The sequence below is a fragment of the Micromonospora vinacea genome (assembly GCF_015751785.1).
Classification (GTDB): Bacteria; Actinomycetota; Actinomycetes; order Mycobacteriales; family Micromonosporaceae; genus Micromonospora; species Micromonospora vinacea.
In genome coordinates this window covers 434736-449767 of sequence record NZ_JADOTY010000001.1, presented here as the reverse complement: position 1 = coordinate 449767, position 15032 = coordinate 434736, and the positions used below count along the sequence as shown (strand labels likewise).

At 71.7% G+C, this 15032-nt stretch carries 17 protein-coding genes and 1 riboswitch; of the genes, 6 read left to right on the top strand and 11 right to left on the bottom strand.

Annotated features, from left to right (window positions below):
* Positions 1-53: 53 nt before the first annotated feature.
* Together gnd and IW249_RS02155 are read right to left on the bottom strand one after the other, a co-directional pair.
* Positions 54-1496: an NADP-dependent phosphogluconate dehydrogenase gene (gnd, locus tag IW249_RS02160; protein ID WP_196919266.1), complete on the bottom strand. Its 1443-nt coding sequence runs from the start codon at positions 1494-1496 to the stop codon at positions 54-56.
* 189 nt (positions 1497-1685) lie between these two features.
* Positions 1686-1982 (bottom strand): thiamine-binding protein, encoded by a 297-nt coding sequence (locus tag IW249_RS02155; RefSeq protein ID WP_196919265.1) that lies wholly within the window; start codon positions 1980-1982, stop codon positions 1686-1688.
* Between the two features lie 291 nt (positions 1983-2273).
* On the opposite strand from IW249_RS02155, the gene IW249_RS02150 reads away from it, so the two are divergent.
* Complete coding sequence (locus tag IW249_RS02150) at positions 2274-2681, top strand: hypothetical protein (RefSeq protein ID WP_196919264.1); 408 nt, start codon at positions 2274-2276, stop codon at positions 2679-2681.
* Between the two features lie 306 nt (positions 2682-2987).
* Here IW249_RS02150 and IW249_RS02145 read toward each other — a convergent pair whose 3' ends face one another.
* The 3 genes from IW249_RS02145 to IW249_RS02135 all read right to left on the bottom strand — a co-directional run bounded on the left by IW249_RS02145 (position 2988) and on the right by IW249_RS02135 (position 5934).
* Positions 2988-3788: an energy-coupling factor transporter transmembrane component T family protein gene (locus tag IW249_RS02145; RefSeq protein WP_196919263.1), complete on the bottom strand. Its 801-nt coding sequence runs from the start codon at positions 3786-3788 to the stop codon at positions 2988-2990.
* Positions 3785-5215, bottom strand: coding sequence for an ABC transporter ATP-binding protein (locus IW249_RS02140; protein WP_196919262.1), 1431 nt, complete (start codon positions 5213-5215; stop codon positions 3785-3787). Before IW249_RS02140 ends, IW249_RS02145 begins: the two co-directional genes overlap by 4 nt.
* Before the next feature lie 125 nt (positions 5216-5340).
* Positions 5341-5934 carry an ECF transporter S component gene (locus tag IW249_RS02135; RefSeq protein WP_196919261.1) on the bottom strand — a complete coding sequence of 198 codons (594 nt, stop codon included), beginning with the start codon at positions 5932-5934 and terminating at the stop codon, positions 5341-5343.
* Positions 5935-6008: 74 nt separating this feature from the next.
* Positions 6009-6113, bottom strand: a riboswitch (TPP riboswitch).
* A 107-nt stretch (positions 6114-6220) separates the two neighbouring features.
* On the opposite strand from IW249_RS02135, the gene IW249_RS02130 reads away from it, so the two are divergent.
* The 5 genes from IW249_RS02130 to IW249_RS02110 all read left to right on the top strand — a co-directional run bounded on the left by IW249_RS02130 (position 6221) and on the right by IW249_RS02110 (position 11376).
* Positions 6221-7051 (top strand): alpha/beta fold hydrolase, encoded by an 831-nt coding sequence (locus IW249_RS02130; RefSeq protein WP_196919260.1) that lies wholly within the window; start codon positions 6221-6223, stop codon positions 7049-7051.
* A 29-nt stretch (positions 7052-7080) separates the two neighbouring features.
* Entirely contained in the window at positions 7081-7887 is an 807-nt protein-coding gene (locus tag IW249_RS02125) for an AAC(3) family N-acetyltransferase (RefSeq protein ID WP_196919259.1), read from the top strand.
* Complete coding sequence (locus tag IW249_RS02120; RefSeq protein WP_196919258.1) at positions 7884-8633, top strand: sugar isomerase domain-containing protein; 750 nt, start codon at positions 7884-7886, stop codon at positions 8631-8633. The genes IW249_RS02125 and IW249_RS02120 overlap by 4 nt, the downstream gene beginning before the upstream one ends.
* A gap of 137 nt (positions 8634-8770) precedes the next feature.
* Positions 8771-9274, top strand: a complete 504-nt coding sequence (locus tag IW249_RS02115; protein WP_196919257.1) for a DUF6328 family protein — start codon at positions 8771-8773, stop codon at positions 9272-9274.
* 104 nt (positions 9275-9378) lie between these two features.
* Complete coding sequence (locus IW249_RS02110) at positions 9379-11376, top strand: acyl-CoA dehydrogenase family protein (RefSeq protein ID WP_196919256.1); 1998 nt, start codon at positions 9379-9381, stop codon at positions 11374-11376.
* A gap of 25 nt (positions 11377-11401) precedes the next feature.
* On the opposite strand, the gene IW249_RS02105 is transcribed toward IW249_RS02110, so the two are convergent.
* The 6 genes from IW249_RS02105 to IW249_RS02080 all read right to left on the bottom strand — a co-directional run bounded on the left by IW249_RS02105 (position 11402) and on the right by IW249_RS02080 (position 15031).
* Positions 11402-11569: a hypothetical protein gene (locus IW249_RS02105; RefSeq protein ID WP_167337361.1), complete on the bottom strand. Its 168-nt coding sequence runs from the start codon at positions 11567-11569 to the stop codon at positions 11402-11404.
* 9 nt (positions 11570-11578) lie between these two features.
* Positions 11579-12187, bottom strand: a complete 609-nt coding sequence (locus tag IW249_RS02100; protein ID WP_196919255.1) for a hypothetical protein — start codon at positions 12185-12187, stop codon at positions 11579-11581.
* A gap of 115 nt (positions 12188-12302) precedes the next feature.
* Entirely contained in the window at positions 12303-13106 is an 804-nt protein-coding gene (locus IW249_RS02095; RefSeq protein ID WP_196919254.1) for a class I SAM-dependent methyltransferase, read from the bottom strand.
* A 320-nt stretch (positions 13107-13426) separates the two neighbouring features.
* Positions 13427-13825 (bottom strand): Fur family transcriptional regulator, encoded by a 399-nt coding sequence (locus tag IW249_RS02090; protein ID WP_145792480.1) that lies wholly within the window; start codon positions 13823-13825, stop codon positions 13427-13429.
* A complete protein-coding gene (locus IW249_RS02085) occupies positions 13822-14121 on the bottom strand; it encodes an ArsR/SmtB family transcription factor (protein WP_030338189.1) in 300 nt (99 codons plus the stop codon). The genes IW249_RS02090 and IW249_RS02085 overlap by 4 nt, the downstream gene beginning before the upstream one ends.
* A 43-nt stretch (positions 14122-14164) precedes the next feature.
* Positions 14165-15031 carry a metal ABC transporter permease gene (locus IW249_RS02080; protein ID WP_196919253.1) on the bottom strand — a complete coding sequence of 289 codons (867 nt, stop codon included), beginning with the start codon at positions 15029-15031 and terminating at the stop codon, positions 14165-14167.
* Between the last annotated feature and the right edge of the window lies 1 nt (position 15032).

Genomic DNA, 15032 nt, shown 5'->3' with positions numbered 1-15032 from the left:
CACTACATCAAGGATCGAGCACGATCACGGTGGCGCGCAGGGCGCCGCCCCGGCTACGCCGGGGACTCGGTGCGGTCGGCGGCCCAGGTGGTGTGGAACGAACCTTCGCGGTCCACCCGCTGGTAGGTGTGCGCGCCGAAGTTGTCCCGCAGACCCTGGATCAGCGCGGCGGGCAGCCGCTCCGCGCGCAACGCGTCGAAGTACGCCAGCGACGACGAGAACGCGGGCGTCGGCACACCGGCCCGGGTCGCGTCGGCCACCACCCGCCGCCAGCTCGGCACGCCAGCGCTGACCGCCTCCGCGAAGTACGGGGCCACCAGCAGCGTCGGCAGGTCCGGCTGCTCGTCGTACGCCTCACGGATCCGGTTGAGGAAGCGGGCCCGGATGATGCAGCCACCCCGCCAGATCGTCGCGGTGCCACCCAGGTCGATGTCCCAGTTGTATTCCTGGCTGCCCGCACGGATGTGGTCGAAGCCCTGCGCGTACGCGACGATCTTGGAGGCGAGCAGCGCCCGGCGGACGTCCTCGACGAACGTGTCCCGGTCGCTGACCTGCCACTTCTCACCCGCGTCGGGGAACGCCCGGCGGGCCGCCTCACGCTGGTCGACGTGCCCCGAGAGCGAGCGGGCGAAGGTCGCCTCGGCGATCCCGGTGATCGGAATGCCCAGGTCCAGGGCGCTCTGCACTGTCCACCGACCGGTGCCCTTCTGCTCGGCCCGGTCCTGCACGATGTCCACGAACGACCGGCCCGTCGCCGCGTCGGTGTGCGCGAGCACGTCGGCGGTGATCTCGATGAGGAACGACTCCAGCTCGCCGTTGTTCCACTCCCGGAAGATCTCCGCGATCTCGGCCGGCGTCGCGTCCAGGCCCGCCCGGAGCAGGTCGTACGCCTCGGCGATGAGCTGCATGTCGGCGTACTCGATGCCGTTGTGCACCATCTTGACGAAGTGCCCGGCGCCGTCGGGCCCGACGTGCATGCAGCACGGCACGCCGTCCACCTGGGCGGCGATCTTCTCGAACATCGGCCCGAGCTTCGCGTACGACTCGGCGGAACCGCCCGGCATGATGCTCGGCCCGCGCAGCGCGCCCTCCTCGCCACCGGAGACGCCGGTGCCACTGAAGTGCAGCCCCTGCGCCCGCAGCGCCTCCTCGCGGCGGCGGGTGTCGGCGAAGTGGGCGTTGCCACAGTCGACGATGATGTCGCCCTCGTCGAGCAGCGGCACCAACTCGTCGATCACCGCGTCGGTGGGCGCGCCGGCCTTGACCATGACGATGACCGCGCGGGGGCGTTCCAGTGACGCCACGAAGTCGGCCATCGTCTCGCCCGGCACGAACGTGCCCTCGTCGCCGTGCTCGGCGACCAGGCTGCGGGTGCGCTCCGGCGAGCGGTTGTGCACTGCCACCGTGAAGCCGTTGCGGGCCAGGTTGCGGGCCACGTTGCGACCCATCACCGCCAGCCCGGTCACACCGATTTGTGCCCTCGCCTGATCAGCCATTCGTGCCGCCACCTCTCGTCACACCACTATCAGCGTTTGGAAACTTACCGTGATGTGACCCGATACGGACCAGTGACGGGCGTCCCGTTACTGCACGTGATGTGGACGTTGCCGCTGGCGGCCCGGGCCGTCGGCAATGGTCGGTGAGCGCCGCGCAGGGAAACGTGTCGTCATCCCGCGCCGCGCCCGTCAGCCTTCGGCGAGACGGGCTTCGATTCGGGCGATCTTCCCGGTCAGCGCGTCGGTGACCCCGGGCCGGACGTCGGCCTTGAGCACCACACTCACCCGGGGCGCCCGCGCGGCGACCACGTCGACTGCCTGCTTCACCACCGCCATCACCTCGTCCCACTCACCCTCGACGGTGGTGAACATGGCATCGGTCCGGTTGGGCAGGCCGGACGCACGGACCACCCGCACCGCCTCGGCGACCAGGTCACCCACGGAGTCGTCACCGCCGAGCGGGGTGATCGAGAACGCGATCAGCATGTGCCGATCGTGCCAGTAAAAACGGATGCGCGCCGGTCGGGCGGTGGCTACGGTACGGACATGCGTAACTGACGCCCCACTTTTGAGCCGGCCCGCCGTCCCGCGTCGCGGTCCGTGCGCTCCCGGGCGTCCCGCATTCCCTCCCCGCCGTTCGGCGGCGCTGGCAGTGCCCGACCCCCGGTGAGCAGTCCCTTCCCCACTCGACCGTCGCGCAACGACGGTCACCAGCCGATCCGACCGACCGCCGCAGCGCGGGACCGGCCGTGCCGGTCGGCATTGAAGGAGGCCCGGATGCCTGCCAGGCGTAACCCGAAGAAGACCCGTACCCCGAGAGCGACGCCGCTCGGCGTCGACCCGACGGCCGGCCACGGCCCGATCCCACCCGCCCTTCCGGCCCTCGACCTCGCTGTCGAACCGGCCCTGCCGGCGGTGCTTGTGGAACCGGGAACGCTGGCCGAGCCAGCGCTGCTGGCGGTGCTCGCCGAGCCGGCACTGCCAGCGGCCGTCCTGGACGAGGTGGCGCTGCCGGTCGACGTGCCGGCAGCGGTCGACGCGCCGACGGTGGACGATCTGCCGAAGACGACAGCGCGACCATCGGCACCGACGGCCGGCCCGCCGCAGGGTGGCGGCAACCGCTCCGGCGGCGGCCGCAGTCAGCAAGCCGGCCAGGCCCGCCGCTACGCCTTCCGCCGCAGCTGACAGAGCCACCCCACCCACCCGGCCGGGCCCAGCCCAGCCCCGCCCCGCCCCGCGATCTTGCACTTTCTGTCGCCGCATCACCGGCATAACGGGATGAATCAACGACAGAAACCGCAAGATCGGCGAGGGCGGCGCGTGGGCGCGAGGCGGTGACAGCAACATCAGGGATGTAGTGGCCTCAGGCGCCAACGAGGCCACTACATCCCTGATGTTGTGCGGATCTTTGCGGCGGGCGGCGGGCAGCGGGCGGCGGGCGGCGGCGGGCAGCAGGCGAGCGGCGGGCAGCGGGCGGCCGGCGGGGCGGACTCAGCTGATCAGGGGGCGGAAGGTGCCCAGGGCGACGCTCGTGGTGAGGGCGGCTGCGGCCAGCACGACGGCCCCGGCGATGAGGAGCGCGTCGGCGCCTGTGAAGTGCTGGTGGCGGGCGACGGTACGAGGTGTGCCGGCGTCGAAGCCCCGCGCGTCCATCGCCACCGCCAACCGGGTGCCTCGACGGATCGCCCCCACCAGCAGCGCGAACGCGGTGGAGGCGAAGAGCCGCAGTTTCGCCACCGGATTGCGTCCCGCGTCGACGCCCCGGGCGCGCCGAGCCATGCTGATCATCTGCCACTCCTGACCGAGCAGCGGCACCAGCCGGAACGCCGCCAGCGCCCCGATGGCGAACCGGGCCGGCGCCTTCGCGTTCTGGATCAACGCGTCGGCCAGGTCGGTGGGGTCGGTGGTCGCGAAGACGATCACACCGGGCAGTGCCACCGCGAACACCCGCAGCACCAGGCCGAGCGCGGTGAGCAGCACTCCGGTGCTCACCAGCACCGGCCCCGCGTCGAGCAGGACCCGGCCGGACCGGTCGGCCGCGAACAGGACCAGGGTGACCAGGATGCCGGCGGCACTGAGCAGCAGTGGCCAGGCCCGACGGGCAAGCACCCGGTAGCGGATGCCGAACAGCGGCAGGACGGCCAGCTCGAGGGCGATGGCGATCGCCGGAGCCACCGGGTCCAGGGTCGCCAGCAGGGTGAACGAGAAGACCAGTGCGGCGGCGACCTTCGCCACCGGGTTGCGGCGGGCCAACGGCGCGTCCGGCGCGGCGACCGGCTCGATACTGATCATCGGCCGTCGTCCGGGGCGCGTCGCAGGGTGACGGTGCGGTCGGCGAGCGCGGCCACGAAGTCCGCGTCGTGGGTGACGGTGACCACGCCGTGGCCGGCGTCGCGCAGGTCGGCGAAGAGGTCGACCAGCTCCCGCCAGGTCCGCCGGTCCTGGCCGAAGGTGGGTTCGTCGCAGATCAACAGGCGTGGCGCGGTGGCCAGTGCCGTCGCGACGCTCAGCCGCCGCGCCTCGCCACCGGAGAGGGTGTACGGGTTGGCGGCGGCGAGCCGGGCCAGTCGCAGCCGTTCCAGCAGCCCGGCCACGGTTTCCTTGACGACCGCCTCGGGTTGACCGGTGCGGCGTGGGCCGAGCGCCAACTCGTCGAAGACCGTGCTGGTGACGAACTGGTGCTCCGGATCCTGGAAGACCGACCCGATCCGTCGGGCCAGCGCGGGGGCCCGCCACCGGTGCGGGGGAGTGCGGTGGTCCCGGCCGGCCAACTCGGCGGACGCGGTGACCCGCCCTCTGCCCGGCCGGAGCAGGCCGCCGAGCAGCAACGCCAGGGTGGACTTGCCGGCACCGTTGGGTCCGCGTACGGCGAGTGCCTCACCGGCGCGTACCGCCAGGTCGGTGGAGCCCAGCCGGGGCGGCAGGCCGAGCCGGTCGGCGGTGAGCAACAGCTCCCCGGGCCCGGCGGTGGCCGCCCGGGGCGCGATGGGGTGACCGGGCACCCAGACGCCCTCGGCGGCCAGGGCGGCGCCGTGGGTGGCGAAGACCGCCTCGGGTGTGCCGTCCGCGCGGACGCCGCCACCCGGTTCCAGGACGACCACCCGGTCGACAAGCGGCAGCGCCTCGGCGACCCGGTGCTCGACCAGGATCAGCGTGGTGTCGGCGTCCAGTGCGCCTGCCACCGCGCGCCGGACCAGGTCGGCCCCGGCCGGGTCCAGGTTGGCGGTCGGCTCGTCGAGCAGCAGCAGGGCGGGGCGCAGGGCCAGCGCGCCGGCCAGGGCGAGGCGTTGCTGCTCGCCGCCGGAGAGCGCCGCCGTGTGGCGGTCCCGGGGGTACGGGAAGCCGACCCGGTGCAGCGCCTCGTCCACCCGGGGCCAGATCTCGTCGGCCGGCACGCCCCGGTTCTCCAGCCCGAACGCGACGTCGTCGCCGCAGCGCGCCATCACCAGTTGGGTCTCCGGGTCCTGGAAGACGATGCCGACCCGTTCCCGCCCCTTGCGCGGGTCGAGCCCGTCGATCTCGACGGTGCCCTCCTGCTCGCCGGAGTCCTCGGGGAGCAGCCCGGCCAGCGCGCTGAGCAGTGTGCTCTTACCGGCCCCGGACGGTCCGAGAAGCAGAACCCGCTCCCCAGCCTCAACCCGCAGGTCAACCCCGCGAACGGCCCAGGCGCGCCGCCCAGCGTGCCGCCACCCGAACCCCCGCAGCAAAACCCCGCCCACCGACCCACCCCCCTCCCACCCAACCGCGCGCCCCGCCTAACCCTGCACGGTCGATCATGAGGTTGACGGCGGTTATGAAGATCCATCCGCCCGTCAACCTCATGATCGACGCGAGTGGGTGGGGGTTAGATCAGGGCTCGGTTTCGGCCTGCGGGGAAGCGGTCCAGGACGCCGGTGTTGGCCAGGGCGTTGGTGAGCAGCCAGCCGCCGGCGCCGGCGATCACGGTGGCGCTGACGATGGTGAGCAGCGCGTACGGGATGCGGTAGTCGGTCAGCGCGTAGTCGACGTTCCAGACGAAGAAGTCGAACAACGCGGCGCTGAGACCGGTCAGCGCACCGGCGAACACAGCGGTCGGCAGCCGGAACGACCGGTACCGGAAGGCGGCGAAGGCCAGCTCGGCGCCGATGCCCTGCACGATGCCCTGCGGGATCACCGTGCCGGCCCACTGGCTGCCCAGCAGCGCGGACAGCACCGCGGCCACCGTCTCGCAGTAGAGCGCGGCGCCGGGCTTGCGGATGACCAGCCCGCCGATCACCGCCGGCATCAGCCAGACGCCGTAGAGCAGCGTCTGCGCCGGCGGGAAGAAGGCGAACGCGCCCTCGGTGGCGCTCCAGACCAGGCCCCAGGCCCAGAAGATGACGCCGAAGGCGACAGCGATCACCGAGGCGACCACGATGTCGATGGTGCGCCAACGGTGTGTGTCGGTGGTGGATGTCATGTGTTGCTCCCAGTTCGTGAGTGCGAACCAGGAGAAGACGCACGCCGCGTCCGGTGGCACCGGACTGCGGCGCGGCTGGAGGTCGACCGAACTCCCTGCGCTGGCATTACCCAGATCAGGTTCGAGGGTCTGCGGGCGTACCCGCACTCTCAGCGCTGTGCGCTCCCCTGTCGGATATGAAGTTGTCTCGCTGACGCTAACACCGACCGGGGTCGCGGGCCCAGCAGGGCATCCGCCTGACCTGCGGGAGCGGCCGACCCGCCGCCGGCTGGGTACGCTTCCGATCATGCGGGTTGACGCGCGAGGCTTCACGTTCGAGGTGACCGTCGGCGGTCCGACGGATGGCGTACCCGTCCTGCTGCTGCACGGCTTCCCGCAGCACAGCGGCGAGTGGGACGACGTGGTACCGGCGCTGCACGCCGCTGGGCTGCGCACGTACGCGCTGGACCAGCGCGGTTACTCACCCGGGGCGCGGCCCACGGCGGTGGCCGACTACCGGATCCCCGAGCTCGTCACCGACGTGGTGGCGGTGCTCGACGCGCTCGGGCTGGACGCCGCCCACCTGGTCGGCCACGACTGGGGCGCTGTCGTGGCCTGGGCGGTGGCCGCCCGGCACCCCGAGCGGGTGCGCACGCTGACCGCGGTGTCCGTACCGCATCCGGCGGCCATGGCGCACGCCCTGAGCACCGACGCCCAACAGAAGGCCCGCTCGTCGTACATCGCGCTGTTCCGCAAGCCGGACAAGGCGGAGAAGGTGCTGCTGGCGTGGCACGCCACCGCGCTGCGCAAGCTGCTCGGCGGGGTGGGCGACACCTCCCGGGTGAACCGGTACGCCGACCCGATGCGGGAGCCGGGGGCGCTCACGGCCGCGCTGAACTGGTATCGGGCGATGTCCCGCGCCGACCTGGCCGGCGTCGGCCCGGTCGCGGTGCCCACCACGTACGTCTGGAGTGACAGCGACGTCGCCATCGGCCGGACCGCCGCCGAGGCGTGCGCGGAGAACGTCACCGGCGACTACCGCTTCGTGCAGCTGCCCGGGGTGAGTCACTGGATCCCGGACGCCGCGCCGGCCCCGCTCGCCGAGGCGATCCTGGCCCGAGCCGGCGGAACGGCCTGAACCGTGCGGGCCGGCGAGGAAAAGCCATCGTGACGACGGACGCCAGCGGGCCGGGCAGCCGTCGCTCGGTCGCCGCGCAGCTGCGCGTGCTCGGCGTACGCCCCGGCTCGACGCTGCTGGTGCACGCCGCGCTGCGTCCCCTGGGCTTCGTCAGCGGCGGCCCGCACGCGATGGTGCTCGCCCTGCGCGACGCGCTCGGCCCGGACGGCACGATCGTCGTGCCCACCCACACGCCCGACAACAGCGACCCCGCGCAGTGGCGCAACCCGCCGGTGCCAGCGGGCTGGTGGCCGCTGATCCGCTCGGAGATGCCGGGCTTCGACCCGGCGGTCACGCCGAGCCGGTTCATGGGTGCGCTCGCCGAGACGGTCCGTGGCTGGCCCGGCGCCCTGCGCAGCTCGCATCCGCACGTGTCGTTCGCCGCGCTCGGGCCGGCCGCCGAACAGGTGGTGGCAGGGCACACCCTGGCGGACATGCTCGGCGAGGGCTCCCCGCTGGCGCGCCTCTACGACCTGGACGCCGACGTGTTGCTCCTCGGCGTGGACCGCTCGGTGAGCACCTCGCTGCACCTGGCCGAGTACCGCTGCCCCGGCTCGCCCCGGGAGCGACTCGGTGCCGCCGTGCGTACCGCCGACGGTGGCCGGGAATGGGTGTGGTGGCAGGACGTACGACTCGACGCGGACGACTTCGCCGTGTTGGGCGAGGACCTGGAGGCCACCGGGGTGGTACGCACCGCACCGGTCGGCACCGGGACCGGCAGGTTGATGCGCCAGCGGGCGGCGGTCGACTTCGCGGTTCGTTGGCTGGCCCGCAATCGAACGACGGAGGACGTATGACGGTGAGTGCCGAGGACTACCTGGCCGTGGTGACCGAGACGATCGGCCGGGTGGCCGCCAGTCAGCGGGAGGCGGTGGGGCGGGCCGCCGACCTGATCGCCGAGGCCGTCCGGGCCGACGGCGTGGTGCACGCGTTCGGCACCGGGCACTCGGAGGCCCTCGCCATGGAGATCGCCGGACGGGCCGGCGGTCTCGTGCCGACCAACCGGATCGCGCTACGCGACCTGGTTCTGCTCGGCGGCGAACCGGCCGAACGTCTCGGCCCGCTGCTGGAACGGGACCCGGCCATCGCGCACCGCCTCTACGAGCTGGCCCCGGTGCGCCCCACCGACGTCTTCGTGCTCGCCTCGAACTCCGGGGTCAACGGCGCGATGGTGGAGTTCGCCACGCTGGTGAAGGAGCACGGTCACGGGCTGGTGGCGATCACCTCGGCCCAGCACTCCGGCCGGATGACCTCCCGGCACCCGTCCGGCCGCAAGCTGAGCGACCTCGCCGACGTGGTGCTCGACAACGGCGCGCCGTACGGCGACGCAACGCTGCCCCTGCCCGGCGGCGGCGCGGTCGGCGCGGTCTCCTCGATCACCGCGGCGCTGCTGGCGCAGCAGGTGACAGTGGAGGTGGTGGCGCGGTTGTTGGCGGCGGGGGAGCGGCCCCCGGTCTACCTGTCGGCGAACATCCCGGACGGCGACGCGCACAACAACGAGCTGGAAGCGCGGTACGCGGGCCGGATCCGACGCGGGTCCTGACGCCTCTGGCGGCCGACTTGCGTCCCGGAAATGAACGGCAGATGTCGTGAACCTGTTTCGCGCTCGGCCGGGTGGGGCATTGGCGTTGCTGCCGGCGGCCGGGACCGCCGGCAGTAGCGTCTCACCGGAGGTAGCGCGTGTCCAAGGAGACCGAGAAGCAGCGCTGGCAGCGCAACTTCGCCGACCTGCTGCAGGAGTTGCGGGTCGCCCAGACCGGCGTGCAGATCCTCTTCGCCTTCCTGCTCACCCTGCCGTTCAGTAACGGGTTCACCAGGACCACGGAGTTTCAGCGGGACGTCTACATCGTGGCGTTGCTCGCGGCGGCGGCCGCCACCGCGCTGATCATCTCGCCGGTGGCGTTCCACCGGGCGCTGTTCCGGCAGGGGCGCAAACCGGAGCTGGTCCGTTTCGCGCACCGGATGGCCACCGGCGGCCTCGCCTTCATGCTGATCGCGATGGTCAGCGCGGTGCTGCTGATCACCGACTTCGTGCTGGACCGGCCGATCGCCTTCGTGCTCAGCTCCTTGGCCGGAATCTGGTTCCTCACGTTCTGGGTGGCCCTGCCGTTCGCCCGGCGCAACTGGGGTGAGGATGACATCGACGACGATGACGACGACCCGGACACGATCAACGGTCACTGACCAGGCCGATCTTCACGCAGCGCTACCCCTGGGTAACAACCGGGGGTAGCGTGGCGGTAGTCGCGCACGTCGACGCAGCCGCACCGAGCTTCGAGGGGGCAGCCGTGACCACGACGCAGGACGGCCGACCGGCACCGGACGGCCCCGACTCCGAAACCACGGCCGGTGCCGCCGCGCCGCTGCCCGCGGAAGCCGGGCAGGTCACCGAGAAGGAGGCCCGGCAGGTCGCCGAGGCCGCCCGCGAGTCCACCTGGGACCGGCCCAGCTTCGGCAAGGAGCTGTTCCTCGGCCGGTTCCGGCTCGACCTCATCGACCCGTGGCCCCAATCCGATCCGGACGACGTGGCGCGCGCGGGGGAGTTCCTTGCTCGGTTCCGCGCCTTCCTGACCTCCGAGGTGGATGGCGAGGCCATCGAACGGGACGCGTCCATACCCGACTCGGTGTTCCACGGCCTGGCCGACCTCGGCGCGTTCGGCATGAAGATCGACCGGAAGTACGGCGGGCTCGGGCTGAGCAACCTGCACTACTGCCGGGCGCTCATGCTCGCCGGCTCGGTCAGCCCGGCCATCGGCGCGCTGCTCTCGGCGCACCAGTCGATCGGGGTGCCACAGCCGCTGAAGATGTTCGGCACCGCCGAGCAGAAGCAACGCTTCCTGCCCCGGCTCGCCGCCGGCGAGGTGTCCGCGTTCCTGCTCACCGAGCCCGACGTCGGCTCCGACCCGGCCCGGCTGGGCACCATCGCCGAGCCCACCGAGGACGGCACCGGTTACCGGCTCAACGGGGTGAAGCTCTGGGCCACCAACGGCATCGTGGCCACCCTGCTGGTGGTGATGGCCCGGGTGCCCGCCACGGAGGGACGTCGCGGCGGGATCACCGCGTTCGTGGTGGACGGCGACAGCCCCGGCATCACCGTCGAGCGGCGCAACGAGTTCATCGGCCTGCGCGGGCTGGAGAACAGCCTGACCCGGTTCCACGACGTGATCGTCCCCGCCGAGAACGTCATCGGCGGCGAGGGCAAGGGGCTGAAGATCGCCCTGACCACTCTGAACACCGGCCGGCTCTCGCTGCCCGCCATGTGCGTGGGCGCCGGCAAGTGGGCGTTGAACGTGGCCCGGGGATGGGCCGCCGACCGGGTCCAGTGGGGACGGCCGGTCGGCGAGCACGAGGCGGTCGCGCAGAAGCTCTCCTTCATCGCCGCCACCACGTACGGCATGGAAACCATGCTCGACCTCTGCTGCCTGCTCGCCGACGACGACCGCAACGACATCCGGATCGAAGCGGCGCTGGTCAAGCTGTACGCCAGCGAGATGGCCTGGAAGATCGCCGACGAGTTGATCCAGATCCGGGGCGGACGAGGCTACGAGACGGCCGACTCACTGGCCGCCCGCGGCGAACGCCCGGCTGCCGTCGAGCAGATGCTGCGCGACCTGCGGATCAACCGGATCTTCGAGGGCTCCACCGAGATCATGCACCTGCTGATCGCGCGGGAGGCGGTCGACGCCCACCTGTCGGTGGCCGGCGACATCATCGACCCGGACGCGGGGCTGCGCCGCAAGGCCCGAGCCGGCGCGCGAGCGGGCGCCTTCTACGCGAAGTGGCTACCCACCCTGGCCGTGGGCCGGGGGCAGAGCCCGTCGGCGTACGCCGACTTCGGCCCGCTCGCCGCGCACCTGCGGCAGGTGGAGCGCTCGTCGCGCAAGCTGGCCCGGTCGACGTTCTACGCGATGTCCCGCTGGCAGGGAAAGATGGAGCGGAAGCAGGCGTTCCTCGGCCGGGTGGTGGACATCGGGGCCGAGTTGTTCGCGATGTCAGCGGTCTGCGTCCGGGCCACCGCCGAACGGGACAGCCGCCCGGAGAACGTCGAGCTGGCCGACCTGTTCTGCCGGCAGGCGCGGGTGCGGGTGGACGCCCTGTTCGCCGCACTCTGGGACAACACCGACTCGGTCGACACCGCCGCCGCGAAGCGCATCCTCGCCGGCCGCTACGCGGGCCTGGAGGAGGGTGTGCTCACCCCGTCCGACGAACTGCCCTGGGTGGCCCAGTGGTCGCCCGGCCCGTCCACCGCCGAGGACGTCCGCCGCCGCATCCCCCCGAAGCCGTAAACCCCGCCGCGCGGGCTGATGCGGATCAGCGGGAGACCGCCCAGGCCAGCACTCCCGCCAGGATCAGACCGTTGAGCCCGGCCAGGGCCAGGTACGCCGCGGGTGGGATCTTCTTGCCCCGGCGTACGAAGGAGACCAGGACGGCGGCGTAGCCGAGCAGCAGGACGGCGATGACGACAAGGAAGTAGAACACCCGACGACCTTAGCGGCCCCGGCCGCGGAGGCCGAGTTGGCGCAGCTCCAGGGCGGCCAGGGCGTCGACTGTCGCGTCGTCGCCGCGCCGCCACGCCTCGGCGACGTCCGGACCGATCCGGGTCAGTTTGCCCAGTGGCTGGGTGGCCAGCGCGCGCAGGGCGAGCAGGTCCCGGCCGGCTGGCCCGGCAGCCAGCTTCGTCGCCGATCCGGCCCGGCGCATCCAGCGGACCCGCAGCGGCAGCCAGCCGAACAGCACGATGCCGAGTGGGAAGATCAGCACCGCGATGGCGAGGGCCAGGGCGAGCTGGTCGACCAGTTGCTGCTGGTCGCGGCCGGCGTCGGCGAGCGATCGGGCGGCGTCGGCGGCGCGCTGGAACGGTGCGGTGAGTTCGTCGCCGACCAGTGGCACCCGGCCGACCTTGCTGCCGGCGTCGCCCAGGTTGTCGGCGAGCCCGCTGCCGGCGCCCTCCAACTTCTGCCCCGGCACGGCGAGCTTCTGCACCAGGTCGTGCAGCCACAGCGCGCCGCGGATCGCCACGTACACCCAGGCGACGACGAGCAGATCGGTGAGCAACTGACGGGCGGCGGTCGGGAACCGATCGGCATAGATTTTCACGTCGGCCAGCGTGCCACGAACGGACGCGGCGGGGCACCCGTCGCCGTTCAACCAGGACTTGGCCGAATGCACGTGCACTCTGGTGAATCCGACGACCGCTACCGATGGAAGCGATTCACCGGACACGTTCGGCGAGCCTCAGCTCAGTCAGGTAGCGCTTGACGACTTGGCCCCCGTAGTTGACGTCGATGAGCCGCGCGATGGAGTTCAGCAATGCGCTCTGCTGCGCGTCCGGCAAGGCACGGTGGCCGGAGTAGGTCAACAGCAGATCCAGGTAGTCCGCTGTCGAGTACGGCAACTCCCACTCGTATCGGTAGAAGCTCGCAGGCCCGAACCGCTCCGACGAGGTCAGCTCCCGATCGTCCTCCGGAATGTCTGGAGCACCTTCAAGACGCAGGCCCGGTGGGGTCGACGGATCGAAGCGCTCGTAAAGCTTCTGAATCTCAACGAAGAACGCCTCGGTCCAGGTGCCACCGGCGATGTGGTGGGTTCCCACGGTGGCCAGCAGACCACCGAGACGCAAGGCGTCAGCAGACTTCGACACCCGCACGGCCGGATCGATCCAGTGAAACGCCGTCGCGGAGAGGACCACGTCGAACGGTTCCGCAGGCAAGGGCCACTCCTCGAACGCTGCCGTCACCACCTCCACCGAGTCGGAGCCGGCAAGGTTTCGCCGAGCCACAGCAGCCATGTCTGCGCCCAACTCGACGGCCACGATCCGGTAGCCCCGTTCCGCCAGCGGCACGGTCGCCTGTCCGGTGCCACAGCCGATCTCCAACACCCTTGCATCGGGCGCTACGCCGGCCGCAGCGAGATCATCGAACATCTGTGCCGGGTACCGGGGCCGCGCACGGTCATACCGTTCAGCGTCCTCGTTGAAAGTTTCTCGCAGCCTCACGTAGTCATTGCTCTCGCTCACCCAGAGAGAGTACGAGTGCCGCTCCTACGGCAGGCACCCAATTCTCAATGCCTGGCTCGCCGGGGCGCTGCAGCTCGCCCGCCTGCCGATCGTTACCGGAAATTCGCAACAACGTGCCACTTCAAGGCCGGCGGATCCCATGGGATCAGATTGAAGCACAGCAATGTAATGCGACGCTTCGGCGTGTAAACGCAGGCAGAGCGGTCCCTGGCATTCTGGGGCGAGGACCTTCGCGTGTCAGGGCTGCGCGGCGCGTGGTCAGCAACGGGGATCGGGCGTTCTGTTGGACCAGTCGCGTTGGACGAGGGCCGTGCGCCGGGTCAGCGGACGCAGGTCGGGCAGGTGCCGAAGATCTCCAGGGTGTGGCTGACGTCGGCGTAGCCGTGCTGCGCGGCGACCCGGTCGGCCCAGCTCTCCACGGCGGGGCCGGCCACCTCGACCGTACGCCCACACACCCGGCAGACCAGGTGATGGTGGTGCCCCTCGCTGCACCGGCGGTAGAGGTGCTCGCCGCCCGGCGGACGCATCACGTCGATCTCACCGGCGTCGGCGAGCCCCTGGAGGGTGCGGTAGACGGTGGTCAGGCCGACCCGCTCGCCGCGCTGCCGCAGCATCGCGTGCAGGTCCTGGGCGCTGTGGAAGCCCTCCATCTCGCCCAGCAGCGCGCTTACCGCCGAACGCTGCCGGGTGTTGCGCACCGCGGCGCTGCTCTCGCTCATGATCCCTCCCCGGCGTGACTGACCGCGTCCGCCACGATGTGCGCGACGTGCTCGTCGACCAGGCTGTAGGCGATCTCCCGGCCTCGACGGGAGCCGCGCACCACGCCCGCCCCGCGCAGCACCCGCAGGTGCTGGGAGACCAGTGGTTGCGCCGCGCCGAGCTTCTCCACCAACTCGTGCACGCACCGCTCGCCGCCGGCCAGCTCACTGACGATCGCCAGCCGGATGGGCGCGGACAGGGCGCGGAGCAACTCGCTGGCCCCGTCGAACCCGTCGTAGCCTGTCGCGCTGGTCATTCCGCAACGGTAACCAATACCACCGACGTCCCGCTGATCAGGCTCAGCTCAGCACGACCTCGTGCGGTTCCGGTGCCGGCGCGGCGGTCGGCGTCGTCCGGCGGCGTACGACCCGCCAGACCGCCCCGGTCACGGCCACCACCAGGAACGAGGCGATCGCCACCAGCACCACCGAGGCGCCCGGCGCGGTGTCCGCCGTGGCCGCCACCCAGACACCCGAGCCGGCGGCGAAGAGCCCGAGCGCCATGGCGGCGGCCATCGTGCTGCGGAAGCCCCGGGTGACCTGCTGGGCGGTGGCGACCGGCACCACCATCAACGCGCTGATCAGCAGCACTCCGACGGCCCGCATGGCGATGGTCACGGTGACCGCGGTGGCGACCGCGATCAGCAGGTTCAGGGTGCGGACCGGCAGGCCGGAGACCCGGGCGTACTCCTCGTCGTGGCTGACTGCGAAGAGCGCCGGCCGCAACGCGATCATCGTGACCAGGATCGCCGCGCCGAGCACCGCGATGGTGGTCAGGTCGGCGGGCGAGATGGTGGTCAGCGACCCGAACAGGTAGGCGTTGAGGTTCGCGCTGGTCGCGTCGGAGAGGCCGACCAGGAGTACGCCACCGGCGATGCCGCCGTAGAAGAGCAGGGCCAGGGCCAGGTCACCGGAGGTACGCCCACGGGCACGGACGACCTCGATGGCGATCGCGCCGAGGGTGGCGGCGATCACCGCGACCAGCACCGGCGAGCGGTTGAGCAGCAGCCCCGCCCCGACACCGGTCAGCGCCACGTGCCCCACCCCGTCGCCGATCAACGCCAGCCGGCGCTGCACCAGGTAGATGCCGAGCGCCGGCGCGGCCAGGCCGATCACCAGCGCGCCGATCAGGGCGCGCTGCATGTAGGGGTACTGGAAGAGTTCCATC